The sequence below is a fragment of the Aliagarivorans marinus DSM 23064 genome (assembly GCF_000429485.1).
GTDB lineage: Bacteria > Pseudomonadota > Gammaproteobacteria > Enterobacterales > Celerinatantimonadaceae > Aliagarivorans > Aliagarivorans marinus.
Genome location: NZ_AUBY01000014.1, coordinates 160956 through 180213, shown reverse-complemented (window position 1 = coordinate 180213; position 19258 = coordinate 160956). Strand labels below are relative to the sequence as shown.

At 54.3% G+C, this 19258-nt stretch carries 21 protein-coding genes; 9 read left to right on the top strand and 12 right to left on the bottom strand.

The window, feature by feature from the left end; translation table 11 throughout:
- The 4 genes from tnpA to G461_RS0106015 form a co-directional block, all read right to left on the bottom strand.
- Positions 1–219 (bottom strand): IS200/IS605 family transposase (gene tnpA / locus G461_RS25815; RefSeq protein WP_026971158.1); only part of this gene is annotated, 219 nt, incomplete at its 3' end.
- A 173-nt stretch (positions 220–392) separates the two neighbouring features.
- Positions 393–1394, bottom strand: a complete 1002-nt coding sequence (gene gpsA, locus G461_RS0106025) for an NAD(P)H-dependent glycerol-3-phosphate dehydrogenase (RefSeq protein ID WP_035479495.1) — start codon at positions 1392–1394, stop codon at positions 393–395.
- Complete coding sequence (gene secB / locus G461_RS0106020; RefSeq protein ID WP_026958362.1) at positions 1394–1873, bottom strand: protein-export chaperone SecB; 480 nt, start codon at positions 1871–1873, stop codon at positions 1394–1396. The genes gpsA and secB overlap by 1 nt, the downstream gene beginning before the upstream one ends.
- A 65-nt stretch (positions 1874–1938) precedes the next feature.
- A complete protein-coding gene (locus G461_RS0106015) occupies positions 1939–2370 on the bottom strand; it encodes a rhodanese-like domain-containing protein (protein WP_026971156.1) in 432 nt (143 codons plus the stop codon).
- 237 nt (positions 2371–2607) lie between these two features.
- On the opposite strand from G461_RS0106015, the gene gpmM reads away from it, so the two are divergent.
- Both gpmM and G461_RS0106005 read left to right on the top strand, forming a co-directional pair.
- Entirely contained in the window at positions 2608–4143 is a 1536-nt protein-coding gene (gene gpmM, locus G461_RS0106010) for a 2,3-bisphosphoglycerate-independent phosphoglycerate mutase (RefSeq protein ID WP_026971155.1), read from the top strand.
- A gap of 22 nt (positions 4144–4165) precedes the next feature.
- Positions 4166–5335 (top strand): murein hydrolase activator EnvC family protein, encoded by a 1170-nt coding sequence (locus G461_RS0106005; protein ID WP_169727234.1) that lies wholly within the window; start codon positions 4166–4168, stop codon positions 5333–5335.
- Here G461_RS0106005 and G461_RS0106000 read toward each other — a convergent pair.
- Entirely contained in the window at positions 5332–5610 is a 279-nt protein-coding gene (locus tag G461_RS0106000; RefSeq protein WP_051333385.1) for a YkgJ family cysteine cluster protein, read from the bottom strand. The genes G461_RS0106005 and G461_RS0106000 overlap by 4 nt on opposite strands.
- A 56-nt stretch (positions 5611–5666) precedes the next feature.
- Between G461_RS0106000 and G461_RS0105995 the strand changes: the two genes are divergently transcribed.
- Entirely contained in the window at positions 5667–6089 is a 423-nt protein-coding gene (locus tag G461_RS0105995; protein WP_026958367.1) for a hypothetical protein, read from the top strand.
- 7 nt (positions 6090–6096) lie between these two features.
- Positions 6097–6474, top strand: coding sequence for an acetyl-CoA sensor PanZ family protein (locus G461_RS23450; RefSeq protein ID WP_051326595.1), 378 nt, complete (start codon positions 6097–6099; stop codon positions 6472–6474).
- A gap of 1 nt (position 6475) precedes the next feature.
- Here the strand turns inward: G461_RS23450 and glpX are convergent, their stop codons facing one another.
- Both glpX and G461_RS0105980 read right to left on the bottom strand, forming a co-directional pair.
- A complete protein-coding gene (glpX, locus tag G461_RS0105985) occupies positions 6476–7483 on the bottom strand; it encodes a class II fructose-bisphosphatase (protein ID WP_026958368.1) in 1008 nt (335 codons plus the stop codon).
- A gap of 79 nt (positions 7484–7562) precedes the next feature.
- A complete protein-coding gene (locus G461_RS0105980) occupies positions 7563–8159 on the bottom strand; it encodes a DUF4202 domain-containing protein (protein ID WP_026971152.1) in 597 nt (198 codons plus the stop codon).
- 181 nt (positions 8160–8340) lie between these two features.
- Here G461_RS0105980 and ald point away from each other — a divergent pair, with 181 nt between their 5' ends.
- Positions 8341–9456: an alanine dehydrogenase gene (gene ald, locus G461_RS0105975; protein ID WP_026958370.1), complete on the top strand. Its 1116-nt coding sequence runs from the start codon at positions 8341–8343 to the stop codon at positions 9454–9456.
- A gap of 63 nt (positions 9457–9519) precedes the next feature.
- Here the strand turns inward: ald and G461_RS0105970 are convergent, their stop codons facing one another.
- Positions 9520–10005: a DUF4357 domain-containing protein gene (locus tag G461_RS0105970; protein ID WP_026958371.1), complete on the bottom strand. Its 486-nt coding sequence runs from the start codon at positions 10003–10005 to the stop codon at positions 9520–9522.
- Positions 10006–10099: 94 nt separating this feature from the next.
- Positions 10100–10948: an RNA polymerase sigma factor RpoH gene (rpoH, locus tag G461_RS0105965; protein ID WP_026971151.1), complete on the bottom strand. Its 849-nt coding sequence runs from the start codon at positions 10946–10948 to the stop codon at positions 10100–10102.
- A gap of 337 nt (positions 10949–11285) precedes the next feature.
- On the opposite strand from rpoH, the gene cobA reads away from it, so the two are divergent.
- The 4 genes from cobA (at position 11286) to G461_RS0105945 (ending at position 16563) form a co-directional block, all read left to right on the top strand.
- Positions 11286–12104 (top strand): uroporphyrinogen-III C-methyltransferase, encoded by an 819-nt coding sequence (gene cobA / locus G461_RS0105960; protein WP_026971150.1) that lies wholly within the window; start codon positions 11286–11288, stop codon positions 12102–12104.
- Between the two features lie 9 nt (positions 12105–12113).
- Positions 12114–14654, top strand: a complete 2541-nt coding sequence (nirB, locus tag G461_RS0105955; protein ID WP_026971149.1) for a nitrite reductase large subunit NirB — start codon at positions 12114–12116, stop codon at positions 14652–14654.
- A gap of 9 nt (positions 14655–14663) precedes the next feature.
- Positions 14664–14999, top strand: a complete 336-nt coding sequence (nirD, locus tag G461_RS0105950; protein WP_026958375.1) for a nitrite reductase small subunit NirD — start codon at positions 14664–14666, stop codon at positions 14997–14999.
- 214 nt (positions 15000–15213) lie between these two features.
- Positions 15214–16563, top strand: a complete 1350-nt coding sequence (locus G461_RS0105945; protein WP_084429044.1) for an MATE family efflux transporter — start codon at positions 15214–15216, stop codon at positions 16561–16563.
- Positions 16564–16639: 76 nt separating this feature from the next.
- Here the strand turns inward: G461_RS0105945 and ftsX are convergent, their stop codons facing one another.
- The 3 genes from ftsX to ftsY form a co-directional block, all read right to left on the bottom strand.
- Positions 16640–17593: a permease-like cell division protein FtsX gene (gene ftsX / locus G461_RS0105940; RefSeq protein ID WP_026971146.1), complete on the bottom strand. Its 954-nt coding sequence runs from the start codon at positions 17591–17593 to the stop codon at positions 16640–16642.
- Positions 17583–18260: a cell division ATP-binding protein FtsE gene (gene ftsE, locus G461_RS0105935; protein ID WP_026958378.1), complete on the bottom strand. Its 678-nt coding sequence runs from the start codon at positions 18258–18260 to the stop codon at positions 17583–17585. Before ftsE ends, ftsX begins: the two co-directional genes overlap by 11 nt.
- A 21-nt stretch (positions 18261–18281) precedes the next feature.
- A partial coding sequence (ftsY, locus tag G461_RS0105930) for a signal recognition particle-docking protein FtsY (RefSeq protein ID WP_425393797.1) occupies positions 18282–19258 on the bottom strand: 977 nt, incomplete at its 5' end.

Below are 19258 nucleotides of genomic sequence, written 5' to 3'. Positions count from 1 at the left end.
ACTCAGGCTCGGGGGCATCCTGACAATCAAATGGACATGGTCAATTTGAACATTTAGCTCAACGATTTTGCATTTCTTCATTGAGCTGTAGATGTAGATCCCTCTATGCAGCTCTTTGCCTAAGCTCCCCTTCAGGAGCTTGAATCTGTACTTTGGCGTCCAGACGATGTGATACTGACAACGATAGAATACGTGTGAAGCGGATTCATATCTGCTCATGTTAGTTGCTCTCCTATTTGCTGGTTACAAACAGGTTGAACCTTCTAACATGAGCGCTCTTCGGGCAAAGCCCACAAGAACGATCACCACCTCCATAGGAGGTGGTTTAATACTGATAATAAAAAAGCCACTCTTATAGAGTGGCTTTTTAGTATCTGTTACTTGCTTAGGCGCTATTCGTCGCGTTGCTCGCGAGCCAGCAGGTCCATCGCGGCCAGTTTGGCCGGTTTGTCCTGATAAAGCACTTGGAAGATCTGCTCGACAATCGGCATCTCCACACCACAGCGCTTGGCCAAGGCCTGCACCTCTTTGGTGTTGCGATAGCCTTCGACTACCTGACCGATCGACTGCTCCGCTTGTTCCACGCTGCTGCCTTGACCTAAGGCCAAGCCAAAGCGACGGTTACGGCTCTGGTTGTCAGTACAAGTCAGTACCAGATCGCCCAAGCCAGCCATGCCACGGAAGGTGGCTTGATCAGCGCCCAAGGCCTGACCCAGTCGCTCCATCTCACGCAAGCCACGGGTAATCAACGCAGTACGCGCATTGGCACCAAAGCCCAAGCCATCAGCCAAGCCAGCACCAATGGCGATCACGTTCTTCACCGCGCCACCCAACTGAACACCGATGATGTCGTTGTTGGTATAGATGCGGAAGCTACGTTCACAGTGCATGGTCTGAGCTAAAAAGCGGGCAAAATCATCGTCTGATGAAGACACTGAAATGGCAGTAGGTAGCCCCACCGCGAGCTCTTTGGCGAAGGTTGGACCAGAGATAACCGCAATCGAGGTTTGCGGGTCTAACACCTCTTCGGCCACTTGCGAGAGCAAACGTCCGGTATCGGCTTCCAGGCCTTTAGTGGCCCAAGCAACCCGATGTTGAGGCGTTAGCAGCGGCTTGATCTGCTTGAGCACAGCGGCGAAGGCGAAGCTCGGCACCACCACCAGAATGTCGTGACTGGCGGCAATCGCTTTTTCAAGGTCGCCTTCCATTTCAAGACTTTCTGGAAAGGGTGCTCCGGGTAGAAACTCAACGTTCTCCCGGTCGCGAGCCAGCGCGTCAACATGCGGCTGCTCATGGCCCCACATCACTGTGGGGTGGCCATTGCGGGCAATTGCAATGGCCAGCGCGGTGCCGTAAGAGCCGGCACCCAGCACGGTCATCCGCGCCTTAGTCATTAAGCGTCAGCCTTCTCTTCAGCGGCTTTTGCTTCAGCTTGCTTCTGCTGTACGTAGTTAGCGAACAGTGCGTCGAAGTTTACTGGAGCCAGGTTGATTTGTGGGAAAGAACCACGGTTAACCAGACCAGAAACCGCTTCACGAGCGTAAGGGAACAGGATGTTCGGGCAGTAAGAGTGCAGCGCGTGGGCCAGTTGTGGCTCAGGCATGTTGCCCAGAGTGAAGATACCCGCTTGGTGAACTTCACATAGGAAAGCAGTCTGCTCGCCCAGTTTAGCCGTAACAGTCAGGGTCAAAACCACTTCATACACATTCTCAGCCAGCTGAGTGTTTTTGGTGTCCAGATCAACCTTAACTTCAGGCTTCCACTCGGTTTGGAATACTGCTGGAGTGTTTGGAGTCTCGAAAGAGATGTCTTTGGTGTAGATACGCTGAATGGCGAATTCAACCTGTTGTGCGCCTGCTGCTGCTTCAGCCATAGGAAAACCCTTTAATTTATAAATTTACGGTCGCCGCCACTGCATATTGGGCGGCGGCACAAAGATTACTTAGTTTTTGTTACAGGAAGGTTGGATGATCTCCAATCCGCCATACCGCCGCGCAAGCTGTATACCTGCTCAAAGCCCGCTTTGGCTAGAGCAGCACCTGCCGCGCCGGAGCGCATCCCTGTTTCACAGACAACAATAATGGGGCTGGCTTTGTACTTTTCAATGTTTTTAAAGTCACTTGCCTGAATTTGTTTCTGAGGAATGTGAACTGAACCAGCAATTTTGCCAGTTTTCATTTCATCTTTGGTGCGAACGTCAACGACCACTGCGTCTTGTTTGTTGATCAGCATAGTGGCTTCGTGGTGGCCAATGGTTTTGACCTTCGACAGCATAGGTTGGATAAAGCTGTAAACCACAGCGCCAAACAGACCAACCCAGCCCAATGACATGATTGGGTGGTTCGCAGCAAACTCGATAACTTGTTGCATAATTCTATGAGTCCCTAATGAACATTTATTTCTCTGATGCCGCGTGAGTATACACTTGGGGGAACAGAATAACAGCAGCCAGCGCCGCGGGATTTGCGGCCAAGCGGACATTATTCATAGCACTAAGCCGATTATTATTTTTGCTGGTTTGCGTTCAATCAGGTGACTCCGACAAATAATGTAGTAAAATTTCGTCTATTAAACCGGAAACTCAAGCCTTAAGAACGAGGACTCACAATGTCTGTAAGCAAAAAACCTTTGGCACTAGTCATCATGGATGGCTGGGGTCATCGTCAAGACTCAGCCAACAACGCGGTAGCTAATGCCAACACCCCTGTACTAGACAAACTATGGGACGAAGCAGCAAGCACCCTGATCTCAGGCTCTGGTCTTGATGTGGGCCTGCCAGACGGTCAAATGGGTAACTCAGAAGTTGGTCACGTAAACATCGGCGCTGGCCGCATCGTGTACCAAGACCTGACCCGCATTGCCAAGTCAATTGAAGACGGCGACTTCTTCACCAACGAAGCACTGGTTGGCGCGGTAGATAAAGCCGTAGCAGCTGGCAAAGCTGTACACATTATGGGTCTGTTCTCTCCAGGCGGCGTACACAGCCACGAAGACCACATGCTGGCAGCCGTTGACCTGGCCGCTAAGCAAGGCGCTGACAAGATCTACGTACACGGCTTCCTGGACGGTCGCGATACCCCACCACGTAGCGCTCAAGGCACCATCGACAAGTTCGATGCTAAATTCACCGAGCTGGGCAAAGGCCGTATCGCTTCTATGGTTGGTCGTTACTACGCGATGGACCGTGACAACCGTTGGGAACGTGTTCAAGAAGCTTACGAGCTGCTAACCGAAGGCAAGTCTGCCTACGATAACTACGCCACTGCCACCGACGCTCTGAACGCTGCTTACGCGCGCGACGAGAACGATGAGTTCGTGAAAGCCTCGGTAATCGGTGACGAAGCCGCTGCTATCCAAGACGGCGACGCGGTACTGTTCATGAACTTCCGTGCCGACCGTGCCCGTGAGATCACCCGCAGCTTCGTAGACAGTGACTTCACTGGCTTTGCCCGTGCTCAAGAGCCAAAGTGCAACTTCATTATGCTGACCCAGTACGCGGCCGACATCGACGCTGTTAGCGCGTTCCCACCTGCAGATCTGGTTAACACTCTGGGTGAGTGGCTAGAGAAAGAAGGCAAAACTCAGCTGCGTATCTCTGAAACCGAGAAATACGCTCACGTGACCTTCTTCTTCAACGGCGGTAAAGAAGACGCCTTCAAAGGTGAAGAACGCGAGCTGATCGCCTCTCCGAAGGTTGCCACCTACGACCTACAGCCAGAGATGAGCTCTGAAGAGCTGACCGACAAGATGGTTGCAGCAATTGAAAGCGGCAAGTTCGACGTGATCATCTGTAACTACCCGAACGGCGACATGGTTGGCCACACCGGCGTATACGACGCAGCGGTTAAGGCTTGTGAAGCGGTAGACCACAGCATCGGTCGCGTTATCGAAGCACTAGATAAAGTGGGCGGTGAGTGTCTGATTACTGCCGACCACGGTAACGCTGAGCAAATGGTTGATCCTGCCACCGGTGGTATTCACACCGCGCACACCAACCTGCCAGTACCATTTATCTACTACGGCCGCGAAGCGACTCCAGTAGAAGGCGGTCGCCTGAGCGATATCGCGCCTACCATGTTGACTCTGATGGGTATGGAAATCCCTGCTGAGATGACTGGCAAGCCTTTGATGGATCTGAAATAATGGCCGCATGATCGCGCCGTTATTGACGTCCATACGCTGCGCCGCAACGCGTCGCAGCTTTAGTCTGAACGCCAGCATTTTTGCTGGCGTTTTGCTATTGCTCAGCGCCCCTAGCGCAGCCGACAACCAACAGCAGCTCGACGAAGTCGAGGCCCAACTGGCCCAGCGCCAATCCCAAGCGGCCAGCCAAAAGCAAAACATCGAGCAGCTTCAGCAAGATCTCAAAAAGCAGGAAGTGGCGATTGCCAACAGCAGCAGCCAACTGCGCCAAACCAACAACCTACTGTCACAACTCGGGCAGCGCCAAAGCGAGCTTGAGCAACAACAGCAACAGCTGCAGACTCAATTACGTGAGCAGCAACAGCGCCTAGCCGAGCAGATCCAAGGCGCCTATCAACAGGGCCACAGCGACTACCTAAAGATGCTGCTCAACCAGCAGCAAGGTAGCGATTTGGAACGCATGCTCAGCTACTACCACTACCTGTCGAAAGCACGCGCCGAGGCAATGGAGGCACTGCGTGAAAGTCAGCTACAACTGGCCGAGCTCAGCGATGAGCTGGAGCGCAACCGCGAAGAGCTAGTGAGCCAGCAACAGCAGCAAAAGCAGCAGCAACAGCAACTGGCCAAACAGCAAGAACAACGCAAACAGCGCTTGGCAAAGCTACGTGAGGCACTCTCAGGCGAAGAGGCGCAGATCGAGCAACTGCAAATAGCCCAACAGCACCTAAAGAACATCATCACCCAAGAGATCGAAGCCCAGCAACGGGAGCTGGAGCGCAGCACCGCACCACTTGATGGCTTGGCGAAGTCGAAAGGAAAGCTGCCCTGGCCACTGACCGGCCGAGTACTGCATAGTTATAATTCACCCAACCGCGGCCAAACTCGCTGGCAGGGCATGGTGATCGACTCACACCCCGGCACTGCGGTAAAAGCGGTGGCTGAAGGGAACGTGGTATTTGCCGACTGGCTACGCGGCTATGGGCTGGTAATCGTACTGGACCACGGCGATGAGTACTTAAGCCTATATGGCTATAACCAAAGCCTGACCCGTGAGGTGGGCGAGCGGGTAAAACCCGGCGATACCATCGCTCATGCCGGTAACACCGGTGGCCAACCCACAAACTCGCTATTCTTCCAGCTACGCCATCACGGCAACACCCTCAACCCGAACCAGTGGCTGGCGCGCCGCTAAGTCAAACGCTCCAGATAGTAGATATTCTCCAGCGCCTCGGCCTGGTTGTCACCGCACACCGATGGACAGGCCTTAAACTGCAGACACACCTTGGGCCGTTCTGGCTTACCAAACAGCTTACATAGGTTGTTGTCGTCGAGCTGAATACAGCGAGTGCCGGAGGGTTTGCCGTTGGGCATGCCGGGAATGGCCGAGCTGATAGAAGGCGCGATACAGCAGGCTCCGCAGCCCAATCGGCAGCTAAATTCTGCGTGTTTTGAGGTTGGTTTTGTCATCGTTTCTGTGTAGTCTGGATGATTATGTTCGACGCGTATGGCTTTACTGTAACTGAATGAAAATACAAGCTATTCCCAGCTTTGTTGATGACACCTTTGTCAACACGGTTGTGACAGATTGTATTCGCTTTTTTAAGCGCCAGGCTCCGTGGTGGCTCGACCAAAGCTGCCTTAACTGCAATGAGTCGAAACGCCTGATCCAGCTATTCCTGATCAGTTACCGCACCTGGCAACGTCGTCAGCAGCAACCCGCTCACAAGCGGAAAATCACTCCCAATAACATGTATGACCTAGCGCCTCTGGTTTACGACCTGGCTTATACCATCGACTCGCTTATTAGCAAAGATCAGAGTTATCTTAATGCCGATTTAAAATCGAGCATCCAAGAGAGCTGCGATGAACTGCGCCAGTATCTGAGTGAGTGGCATAAAATCGATTTTAGTCAGCTGGGGACCGAGCCGCTAGCCAAAGTATCTTAGGCCTGCCATGCGTCTGTCATTCCAACAGCAAACTCAGCTCAGCGACCAACTGCTGAGCGACCTTAGCAAAATAGAACACTCACTCAAGCGCGATCGGTTATCGGCGCTTATCGAGTCCCAGCAACTGTTTACTGCAACATTTAACGAGCGTCATGTCGGCTATGCAGTTGCCGCTGTCAACCAACAACAGCTCACTGTCGAGCAGTTCGCGGTGCGCGATGCTACCCGCCGTCGTGGTGTCGGCTTGTTCATGTTTCAGCAGCTATTACAGTGGAGCGCAGCCCAAGGGCTGGAGGGAGTGGTCTTTCCTGAGGTCAGCGATGAAGCGGCCAAGGGGTTTTATCAACACCTGGGCCTGGCCGCCCATCAGCTATTTCGCGTGTAACCTAAAGGATCAGTTCCTTTAGCTCCGGGTTCTTACGATCCAGGTAATGGGTCGACTCAATCTTACGAATGGTGCGGGTACGGCCACGTACCAACAGGGTTTCGGTGGTCGCGATGTTACCTTCGCGGCGCACCCCTTCCAGCAGGTCACCCTTAGTGATACCGGTGGCGGAGAAGATAACGTTATCGTTCTTCGCCATCTCATCCATGCTCAGCACTTGGTTCACTTCAATGCCCTGCTCGTTGCAGCGCTTCACCTCATAAGCACCGATGATGCGGTTGTCTTCGGTATCGCCCTTCACCTGTTCGCGAGGCAACAGACGCCCCTGCATCTCACCGCCTAGCGCACGAATAACGGCTGCTGATACCACACCCTCCGGCGCACCACCCACGCAGTACATCATGTCGACTTCGCTAAATGGCATACAGGTCAGTACAGATGCCGCTACATCACCATCTGGAATAGCGAATACGCGCACACCCATTTGCTGCATGTGAGAGATCACATCGTCGTGGCGCGGCTTGGCCAAGGTGATCACGGTCAGCTCATTGAGTGGCTTGTTAAGCGCTTCCGACACGCGCTGCAGGTTCTCTTCGATAGTCAGGTTTAGGTCGATGGCGCCTTTAGCTGCCGGGCCAACCACCAACTTTTCCATGTACATATCAGGGGCGCGCAGGAAGGCGCCTTTTTCTGCAACCGCTAGTACCGCAATGGCATTGTTCTGGCCCATCGCGGTCATACGCGTGCCTTCAATCGGGTCAACGGCGATGTCGACCGGCTCACCGCCAATACCTACCTGCTCACCGATGTACAGCATTGGTGCTTGGTCGATCTCACCTTCACCAATCACAATCTCGCCGTCGATATCCATCTCGTTCAGCATGATCCGCATCGCTTCAACCGCAGCCTCGTCCGCCAGGTTTTTATCACCACGGCCCAGCCACTTGTAACCTGCCAAAGCCGCCGCTTCGGTCACTCGAGAAAAACGAAACGCCAGATCTCTTTTCATAAATTCGCCTTGTTCGACACGCTGATTAAAAATTGACGGCGCGAACTATAGCATGAGCTTATGTTTTTTGAGAGCGGATTTACGAAATATTCAACGCCTTCTGCACCAGTGCCAGTGATGATTCACTAAGCGGTAAGGTCAAGGCATGCTGCTGACCGCGCTCCGACATCTTCGCCCAAGTCTTGCGCACAATATCGACTACTTTGTCGTCGTCATGCTTAGCGGCAAACTCTTCGAAGTAGTAGCGCAAGAACACCAAACAGATCACGTCTTCCAGCGCCTGAACCAACGGGTCGCGTTTGATCCCTTGCTTAGTGAGTAGCTTAGTCACCTGTTGTTGTAACTCACCGTCCGCACCATGCTTGTCGAGGATCTCGCAGCACAACTGAGCGTGCTTGCTGCCGAGATCCTTACGCCATTGCAGGTAGCCTTTCTTGCCCTCAGGGTAATCACTGCGTGGGCTTAACCAACGACCAATGTGCTGGGCGCGCGCAGCGATCTGCAGCGCTAACTCATCACCGCCAAACTGCTCCAGCATGGCGCTCATACGCTGGCCATATAAAAGCTCTTTGGGCAGGGAATCACCCTGTTCATCTAACTGAATATTTGGATCTTGCTGGTTGAATAGATCGATATCGTCTAAGACTGCTTGTAGAAAATTTTGCTGCGCATTCATGGCTTTGCTCGTCACTTCCTTTTGTATTCGTGGTAAGTCACAACATATCGCTCTGACAAGACAAAAACAACACAGTGTTATCTGCTACTCAGAATTTGCATTCGCCACACGTTACCCTATGGTTAAAGCTTGAACTCAACATTTTCGTTGGCAAGCAGCCCATTAACAGGAGGTAATGACTATGCTGATTGGTGTTCCTAAAGAGATAAAAAATCACGAGTACCGGGTAGGGATGACACCGGCGAGTGTGAACGAGCTGAGCAAGCACGGTCATCAGATAGTGGTAGAGACCAATGCAGGTCTGGGGATTGGCTTCAGTGATCAAGACTATATCGATGCTGGTGCACGTATCGCGGCCGATGCCAAACAGGTGTTTGCTGAAGCGGAGATGATCGTCAAGGTCAAGGAACCACAAGCAGTAGAGCGCGCCATGTTGCGCGAAGACCAGCTGCTATTCACCTATCTACACTTGGCGCCCGATCCAGCGCAAACCGAAGACCTAATCAATTCCGGTGCCGTCTGCATCGCCTACGAAACTGTCACCAGCCCACAAGGTGGCCTTCCGCTGTTGGCCCCCATGTCGGAAGTGGCCGGGCGCATGTCAATTCAAGCCGGCGCAATGGCCTTGGAGAAATCCCACAGTGGCCGCGGTGTGCTACTCGGCGGCGTTCCCGGAGTAGAGCCAGCCAAGGTAGTCATCATTGGCGGCGGCGTAGTTGGCCGTAATGCCGCGCAGATGGCGGTCGGTATGGGTGCTGATGTGACCATTCTGGATCGCAACCTTGATGTGTTGAAGCAACTCGACGCCCAGTATCGCGGCCAGTTGAAGACCGTCTACTCGACCGCTGCCAGTATCGAGCAGCATGTGACCGAGGCAGATCTGGTGATCGGCGGGGTGCTGCTGCCAGGGGCTGCTGCGCCTAAGCTGATCACCCGTGAGCTGGTGAGTAAGATGAAGGCCGGCTCGGCGATTGTCGATGTCGCCATCGACCAAGGCGGCTGTGCGGAAACCTCTAAGGCCACCACCCACCAAGATCCAATCTACATCGTCGATGATGTGGTGCACTACTGTGTGGCGAATATGCCCGGCGGTGTGGCGCGCACCTCCACCATGGCACTCAACAACGCTACCCTGCCGTATATCATCACTCTGGCCAACAAGGGCTACCGCCAAGCGCTGCTAGACGATGAACACCTGCGCAATGGCCTGAACGTGATGCACGGTAAGCTGACCTGTGAAGAAGTTGCTGAAGCGCTATCGCTCGAATCGGTGCCGGCGCTGAGTATGCTCTCTTAACTACACACCTTGTTCAGGACGGAACAAAATAGCCAAAAAGAGCGCCTCAATGGCGCTCTTTTTTTAGCGTTTCTTGCCGTAGCCTCTAACCTTAAGGCTCTTGCCCCAACGGTCGACCCAAGCATCCAGACCACTGCGGGCGTTGCCGGCGATCATGCAGGCGGCTGCGCTGGGGCTGGAGAACTGGTAATCACGCATAAACTGCAGCACATCGCCTTCATGACACAGCACATGCTCTTGAATCAGTTGATCGCGTAAGGCCTGAACCGCTGGGCGCAATGAGTCAGCATCGCTGATATTCGCGGTAGAGCCCTTGGTGACCACAAAGTTTGGTTTGTGCTTCGCCCCCACTGGATAGCCAAACGCCACCGCCTGCTTCACCGCAAACTCAAACTCGGCTTGAGTCTCGACTGCTTCATCGGGCGCGGCAATCAAAGATTTGAGCGCCATAAGCTGCTGGTAAAGCTCGTAGGGGAGGATTGCGGCGGTCTTGTGACCTTCGTTATCTACAATGAAATTGACTTTAGAGAAGTCTAAGGGGCTTTCCATGGCGACGCGTGCTGCTGAGAATTTAGCCTAAGGGTAGCAAAAAACAGCTATAAAAAAACCTCGCTAAGCGAGGTTTCTGTTATTAAGAACGGGCCTAAGCCATTGCTGACTTGAGCTTTTTCATGGCGTTCTTCTCTAGCTGGCGGATCCGCTCAGCCGATACCTGATACTGGTCAGCCAGCTCTTGCAAGGTGGCCTTGTCTTCATCCAGCCAACGGCGCTGGACGATGTGAGTGCTACGCTCATCCAGCGTGGCTAACGCGCTACGCAGGCGATTGGCGGCATTTACTTCCCAGTTCTCTTTCTCAACATACTCTGCAACATCAGAGCTCTTGTCTTCCAGATAGTGAACCGGTGCGAATTGGCCCTCGCGCTCTTCATCATCGGCGCTGAGATCGAAGGCTTGGTCTTGGGCCGCCATGCGCGACTCCATCTCCAGCACGTCTTTGGCCGTTACCCCTAGCTCTTGGGCAACCATGTCGACTTCTTCGCTCTTAAACCAGCCCAGACGCTTCTTCGACTTGCGCAGGTTAAAGAACAGTTTGCGCTGTGCCTTGGTGGTGGCAATCTTCACCACACGCCAGTTACGCAGTACGTACTCGTGGATCTCCGCTTTGATCCAGTGAACCGCGAAAGACACCAGACGCACGCCAACGTTCGGATCAAAGCGCTTTACCGCCTTCATCAAGCCAACGTTGCCTTCTTGGATAAGGTCCGCGGTTGGCAGACCATAGCCAGAATAATTCTTTGCTACATGCGCGACAAAGCGCAGGTGAGACATTACCAACTCACGGGCAGCCGTCAGGTCGCCGTCCTCGAATAAACGAGTTGCCAGTTCTTTTTCCCGCTCAGCGCTAAGCATCTCGATCTGATTGACCGATTGGATATATGCTTCAATACTGCCCTGAGGGACTAAAGCCATTGACACGTTAGTTTGCTCCATAACAACCTCTTATTTGTTGCGGACTGGCGATAATACCATAGAGTCGTACAAGATCTAAACTCAAACACCGCGAAACTCAAGCCCGTTTTCACAAATTTACAGACCGAGATTAAGACGATTTATTTGCAAGATAGTTCACACTTTTAGCACTGCCAAGGTGCGTATGTTGATCATTTAGGTGCAACTTATCTCTTAAGTAGTAAAGATGTTGCAGTTAAGTTTCAAACCCAAAAACCCCATAAACCATTGAATATTAAGCCTTTACTTTAAAGCAGTTACCAGTGAAATACGCTGGCACCATGCTTGCGTCGCCAAAAGCGAGCATGGAGAGTATTCGATGAACATAAAAACATTAAGCCAATTAACTCAGCCTAAACACGCAGGGACTGCGGGTCGGGTTGATCTGGTGGGAGCCGGTCCGGGCGATCCGGAGCTGCTGACGCTAAAAGCCTTACGCAGTATCGAAAGTGCCGATTTGATCCTTTACGACCGCTTGGTCGGTGACGAGATCCTAAGCCTGATCCCACAAAAGACCCGCGCCATTTACGTGGGCAAAGCCAAACACAATCACTGCGTGCCCCAAGAGCAACTCAACCAATTTATGGTGGAGCAAGCGCAGCGGGGGTTGCACATCTGCCGATTAAAAGGCGGTGACCCCTTTATCTTCGGTCGCGGCAGCGAAGAGCTGATGGAACTGCAAGCCGCTGGCATCGCCAGCCAAGTGATCCCCGGTATTACCGCTGCAGCAGGCTGTAGCAGCTATGCCGGCATCCCGCTGACTCACCGGGGCCTGTCCCGTGGCTGCACCTTTGTTACCGGCCATCTAAAAGAAGGCAAGCTCGACCTTAACTGGACGCAGCTTGCGAACGTAGATCACACCTTGGTGTTCTACATGGGCCTGAGCGCGCTAAACGAAATCAGCAGTCAACTGGCCGCCCATGGCCTGGCAGCAGATACCCCTGCCGCGTTGGTGGAAAAAGGCTGTCACAGCGATCAGCGGGTGGTCACCACCACCTTGAGCGAACTCACCGAGCAGGCCGACTATCACCAACTGGAAAGCCCCACCCTGATCATCATCGGTCAGGTCGTCGCCTTGCGAGAGCAACTTAACTGGATAGAACAGATGACACCACGGCCAATGGCAGTGGGAGAATAGGAGAGAGATATGCAAAGGATTATTGTTGTTGGCAACGGTATGGTGGGTCACCGCTTTATTGATGAAGCCTTAACGCAAAGCGGATCATTCCAACTGACCACCTTCAGCGAAGAGCCGCGCCTGGCCTATGACCGGGTTCAACTCTCTAGCTACTTCAGCGGCGCCACCGTTGATGACTTGATGATGACCTCCGAGTCCTACTACGACGAGAAAGGCGTCGAGTACTTCATCAATGATCGGGTCGCCAGCATCGACCGTAGCGCGAAAACCATTACCACCACACAGGGCCGCACTGAAAGCTACGACAAGCTGGTTCTGGCCACGGGTTCTACCCCCTTTGTACCACCGATCCCTCGCCCAGATGACGAGGCGGCCAAGCAGCACATCTTGGTCTATCGCACCATCGAAGATCTCGAAGCGATGAAGGCCAGCGCCAAGCAAAGCAAGGTTGGCGTGGTTATCGGTGGCGGCCTACTAGGCTTGGAAGCCGCGAAGGCGCTCAAAGATCTCGGCCTGCAAACCCATGTTGTGGAGTTTGCCCCACGTCTGATGGCGGTACAGATCGATCAAAGTGGCGGCGATATCCTGCGTAGCAAGATTGAAGAGCTCGGAGTACATGTACACACCGATAAGAACACCCAAGCCATTGAGCCCGGTGAAGACACTCGCTACCTGATGAAGTTTGCCGATGGCAGTGTGCTAGAAACCGATATGATCCTATTCAGCGCCGGTATCCGTCCACAGGATCAACTGGCTCGCGACTGCGAGCTGGCGATCGGCCCACGTGGCGGTATCGCAATTAACGACCAGTGCCAGACCTCAGACCCAGATATCTATGCAGTTGGTGAATGTGCGCTGTGGGATGGCAAGATCTTCGGCCTCGTCGCCCCGGGCTACAGCATGGCCAAGGTGGCCAGCGCCCACCTGAGCGGCGATGCCGCAGCCAGCTTCCAAGGCGCTGACATGAGCACCAAACTGAAACTGATGGGCGTCGATGTGGCCAGTATCGGCGATGCCCATGCCCAAACCGAAGGTGCGCTCAGCTACAGCCTGTGCGACGAAGCCAAGCAGGTTTATAAGAAGGTGGTGACCAATGCCGCCGGCGACAAGCTGCTGGGTGCCATCTTAGTGGGCGATGCCAGCGACTATGGCGCGTGGCTACAGCTCTACCTCAACGATATGACACTACCGGTTGCCCCTGAGTACCTGCTGGTGCCGTCCACCGAAGAAGGTGCGGCCTCGGCCGGTATGGGCGTTGAAGCGCTGCCCGACACCGCCCAGATCTGTTCTTGCTACGACGTGACCAAAGGCCAGATCGCCCAAGCCGTTAAAGATGGCGCCACCACCATGGCCGATATCAAAAGCTGTACTGGTGCCGCAACCGGCTGTGGCGGCTGCTCTGCCCTTGCCAATCAGGTCCTTAACAGCGAGCTGGAGAAACTGGGTGTGGAAGTCAGCTCCGCGATTTGTGAGCACTTCGATTACTCGCGCCAAGAGCTGGCCGACATCGTCAAGGTCAAGCAGATCCGCAGCTTCGAGCAGCTATTAGAGGAATGCGGTAGCGGCCATGGCTGTGAGATTTGTAAGCCTGCGGTCGGTTCGATTCTGGCATCATTCTGGAACGACTATGTGTTGGAAGATGAGCACATTGGCCTGCAGGACACCAACGACATCTTCCTCGGTAACATGCAAAAAGACGGCACCTACTCGGTGGTACCGCGGATTGCTGGCGGTGAGATCACTCCAGATATGCTGATGGTGATCGCCGAAGTCGCCAAGGAGTTCGACCTCTATACCAAGATCACCGGCGGTCAGCGTATCGACCTGTTTGGTGCTCAGCTGCACGAGCTGCCACTGATTTGGCAAAAACTCTGTGACGCTGGCTTTGAAACCGGCCACGCCTACGGTAAATCGGTACGTACTGTGAAGTCCTGTGTCGGTTCTACCTGGTGTCGCTACGGGGTGCAAGACAGCGTCGGCATGGCGATTTTGCTGGAGAACCGCTACAAGGGGCTGCGCTCGCCGCACAAGCTCAAGTTTGCCGTGTCAGGCTGTACTCGCGAATGCGCCGAAGCACAGAGTAAAGATATCGGCGTAATCGCCACCGACGCAGGTTGGGCGCTTTATGTCTGTGGTAACGGCGGTATGCGTCCGCGCCATGCCGACCTGTTTGCCAGCGACTTGGATGACGTAACCCTGATGCGCTACATCGACCGGATCCTGATGTTCTATGTGCGCACCGCCGATCGCCTACAGCGTACCTCGGTGTGGATGGAAAACCTGGAAGGTGGGCTGGACTACCTCAAACAAGTGGTGATCGACGACAGCCTCAATCTCTGTGATGAACTGGAAGCCGACATGAGCCGAGTCGTCGAGAACTACCAGTGTGAATGGAAGACCACCCTTAGCGACGACAAGAAACTGCAGCGCTTCCGCCAGTTTGTTAACGCCGATGGCAGCGACCCGCAGCTACAGTATGTGCGCGAGCGAGGCCAGCGCCGTCCGGCAACCGAAGATGAACGTCGTATCGACATCGTAGAAGTGCGTTAGGAGAAGATTATGCAAGCAAGTAAATGGTTCGACATCTGCGATAAAAGCATCCTTAGCCCAAACACCGGTGTATGCGCCTTGGTGGATGGCAAACAGATCGCCGTGTTCTGGGAGAGTAAAAACGACCAGCTATATGCCATCAGCAACTACTGCCCGTTCAGCAAGACCCATTCGCTATCGCGCGGCTTGATTGGCGATAGCAAGGGCGAGCTGTTGGTGGCCTCGCCACTCTACAAGCAGCGCTTTAGTCTGCAGACCGGGCAGTGCCTGGATGATCAAGCGATCTCGGTGCCGGTCTATCCGGTGCGTGAAACCAAGGGCAGGATTGAGATCAGCCTCGACTAGCCCCTTGAACTCATAAAATAAGCGCAACGCTTAAATAAAACAGGCTCATGAAAGGCGCAACTTTACTTTCATGAGCCTGCTAAAAACGTGATCTCTCAACATAAAATCGCGACTGCAAAAAAAGTAAGCAGATTATTGGTTTTGGCAACAGGACAAGGGCCCTTGTGAGGCGTAGAATCCCGGCCAATTATCACTCTGTCCCAGCTGTTTCTTCATGTCCCAATCTCCAACAAGCCGCACCCTGGAAAAAGGGTTGTTCGGTATGGCCCTACCGCTGCTCGGTGAATACGTACTGAATATGTCGGTGCCGGTTATCGATGCGCTCTACCTAAGCCGGATCTCCGATCAGGCTGCCGCCGCGGTGGGCGCAGTTACGCCATGGTTTGCCATGGCCATCACCTTGTTCTCTGCCACCGGCATTGCGGGCGCTAGCCTGGCCTCTCAGTACATGGGGAAAAAGAACTATCCACGCGCCAATCTGATGCTGGCCGGCTTGGTGATCATCGGCATGATGACCTCGCTGCTGGCCGGTTGCTTCTTCTGGTTTCAGGCTGGCGACATCGGCCACTGGATGGGACTGCCAGAGGAGATGGCCACCATTGCAGGAAGCTATCTGGTCATTGCCGGCTCCGGGGTAGGCTTGATGGGCTTTAGGATGATGCTCGGTAATATGTGCAACAGCTATGGCCAAGCCCAATGGAACACCCTGTCAGTCGCGTTAATGTTTTTAGTAAAAATCGTCGGTAATTCGATTGTGGTGTTTGGCTGGTTCGGCGTTGAGCCAATGGGCGTACAAGGCGTTGCTTTGGTGAGCATTGTGGCCTGGAGCCTGGCCCTTGTGCTCAACCTGCTGGCGCTGCTGCTGGTGATAAAGGTGCGCCTGCCGCTGATGGACGCACTGCGCCAGCCAGCACTGAGCCTTAAGCCCATCCTTCGTATCGCCGTACCCTCGTCACTGGAACCCTTCTCCTTCCAGAGCTTTATGATGGTGCTCAGTGTGTTGGTGGTTGGCTTTGGCGAACACGCCATTGCCGCGCGGGTCTATACCCTGAACATCTATAGCTACTGCATCATGTTTTTGGTGTCCATTGGTGTGGCCAATACCATGCTAATCACCCAGCTCGCCGGGGCCGGGCGCTTTGAGGAGTGCCGCCAGCAGATGGTGCAAGGGATCCGCTGGGCGCTGGGGATTGTGATAGGGATGGTACTGGTGATCCTGCTGCTGCATCGTTGGCTGCTGGGCCTGTTTACCCAAGAGCAAGCCATCCTGACCATGGGCCTTGGGGTGTGTTTGATCCACACCTTTCAAGAGCCGATGCGCGCGGTGAACATTATTGCAGGTAACGTGCTGCGGGGCTGCGGCGACGCGGTGTTTGTGACTGCCACTGCGATTGGCGTGACCTGGTTTATCTCGGCGCCGCTGGCCTACGTGGTTGCCAGCTACACCGACTTTGGCTTGTATGGGGTGCTCAGTGTCGCGCTGCTCGACGAAACGCTGCGCGGCCAAGTCAACTGGCGGCGCTGGCAAAGCGGCCGCTGGATGAGAAAACTGGCGCAAGACTAAAGGCTGTGAGGTGTAGTCACCTACATCAATAGGGTTTGAAGCAGAGTGATTGGCCTTTAACGCGACAGAGCCCAGTTTAGCTGGGCTCGATCTCTTTAATATGACGCTGCACTGAAAACGACGAGGCCAACAAGCTCATGCCACATGCCATGACCATCAGGCCAACAAACTCATTGATGTCCAAGCCCAATAGCTGGACTTGGTACTGGTAGAGAACTCCGAGCTGCTGCAGCGCATACTCAGACCAGAGCAGCAACACGTTACATAGCACCCACGCCAACAGACCACCGATCACCCCATACCAAAAACCGATATATAGGAATGGGCGACGAATAAAGCCGTCGGTGGCACCCACCAGCTTCATCACTTCGATCTCGCTGCGCCGACTCAAAATACCCAATCGCAGGGTATTAGAGACGATCAGCACCACCGCCGCCAACAGCAACAGCACCAACAGGCTAGCCATTTGACTGGCCATATTGCTCAGGCTGTTAAGGCGACTGAGCCACTCCACATCCAGGCTGACCCGCTCAATCTGATCCATGCCGCGCAGCTCCTGCTGCAAACGCTTGGCTGCATCGGCATTACGGTATGCCTCGTTAAGCTGCAGCACTAATACATCCGGCAGGGGGTTGTCGGGCAGTAGGGCCAACACATCATCAAAGCCACTGCTTTGCTCGAACTCCGCCAGTCCCTGCTCCTTGGAGATATGGCTCAGGCTGGCAACTTCGTCGCGCAGCTCCAGCTGCTTTTGCATCGCTTGCAACTGCAGTTGGTCGATGTTTTGACTGAGATAAACGGTCAGCTGCGTCTCACTCTGCCAATAAGCAGTCAGGCTGGAGAGGTTCTTCATGGCCAGATAGAAGCTGGCTGGCAGCGACAAGCACACTCCCAGCACCGCCATGGTCAACAGCGAACTGCCCGGTGTGCGCCATAGCTCGCCAAGGCTAGAGATACACTGCTGCACGTGGCGCACCCAGTACATGGCAAAACGAACAGGCCAGGCGACCTTGGCTCGATTAGTCTGCATCTGCCGCTCCTTGCTCACAGGACAGTAGGCCTTGGTTAAGTACGAATCGTTGATGATGAAGCTTGGCAATCAGGCTCAAGTCGTGGCTGGCAATCAGCACCGCCACCCCAACCCGGTTGAACTCCTCAAACAGCTTGAAGATCTCCAGCGACAGCATTGGATCGAGGTTACCGGTGGGCTCATCGGCAATCAAAATAGCGGGCTTGTTGACCACCGCGCGGGCGATCCCCACCCGCTGCTGCTCACCACCCGATAGCGCGATCGGAAGGGCCGTAGCCTTCTCCAGCAGGCCGACTTTGTCGAGAGCGGCTGAGACCCGGCGACGGATATCGCTCATCGCATAGCCTTCAATCACCAGTGGCAGCGCCACGTTGTCGAATACGCTGCGGTCCATCAGCAGTTTATGGTCTTGGAAGATCACGCCCATCTGCCGGCGCAGTGCTGGCACTTTAGTCCGCGGTAGGCGCGAGATATCTTGCCCTGCCACCCATACCTGACCCGCCGACGGACGCTCCATGGCGGTGATCAACTTCAGCAGGGTACTTTTTCCTGCTCCGGAGTGCCCGGTCAGGAACGCCATCTGGCCCTGCTCAAGGTGAAACGACACCTTTTGCAGCGCCTGTTTGCTGCCGGGATAAACCTTGCTTACCTGCTCAAAGCGAATCATCGCCGCAATCCTTGTCGATTATTATTCTTGGCTGAAGAGCGCATCCACAAATGGTTGAGCCTCAAACTCACGCAGATCATCGATACCTTCCCCGACACCAATGTAGCGGATCGGCAACTCAAACTGATCGGCTAAAGCAAAAATCACCCCGCCTTTGGCGGTGCCATCAAGCTTGGTTAGCGACAGGCCCGTCAGGCCCACTGCTTCGTTGAAGATCTTGGCTTGAGAGATGGCGTTCTGACCGGTACTGGCATCGATGGTTAACATCACCTCGTGCGGCGCCGCATCGTTTAGCTTCTTCATCACCCGAACAATCTTCTTCAGCTCATCCATCAGGTGGGCCTTGTTCTGTAAGCGGCCAGCGGTATCGGCAATCAACACATCCACATTACGCGCTTTGGCGGCTTGGAAGGCATCGAAAATCACCGAGGCGCTATCGGCACCGGTGTGCTGAGCAACCACCGATATGTCGTTACGCTCGCCCCATACCTGCAACTGCTCAACCGCAGCGGCGCGGAAGGTATCGCCAGCGGCCAGCATCACGCTCTTGCCCTGACTTTGGTATTTCTTGGCCAGCTTACCGATAGTGGTAGTTTTACCCACGCCATTCACGCCAACCATCAGGATCACAAACGGCCCATCGGTTTCCGGTTGCAGTGGCGCTTCCACTTTTTGTAATAGCTCGCCCATCTGCAGCTTGAGCTGCTCGTAGAGCGCTTCGCCATCTTTGAGCTGGCGGCGGTCGGCCTGTTCAGTCAGGTTGTCGATAATCTTCAGCGTGGTGTCGATGCCCACATCGGCCAGTAGCAGTTGTTCTTCCAGCTCTTCAAACAGCTCATCATCGATTTGCTTGCCTTTGAACAGCGAGAAGAAGCCCCAACCAAGGTTCTCACGGGTGCGCTTAAGGCCGGCTTTTAACCGGGCAAACAGGCCCATCTTCGGCGCTTCCGGTTTGGCTTGTGGCTCTGGCTCTGGCTCTGGCTCTGGCTCTGGCTCTG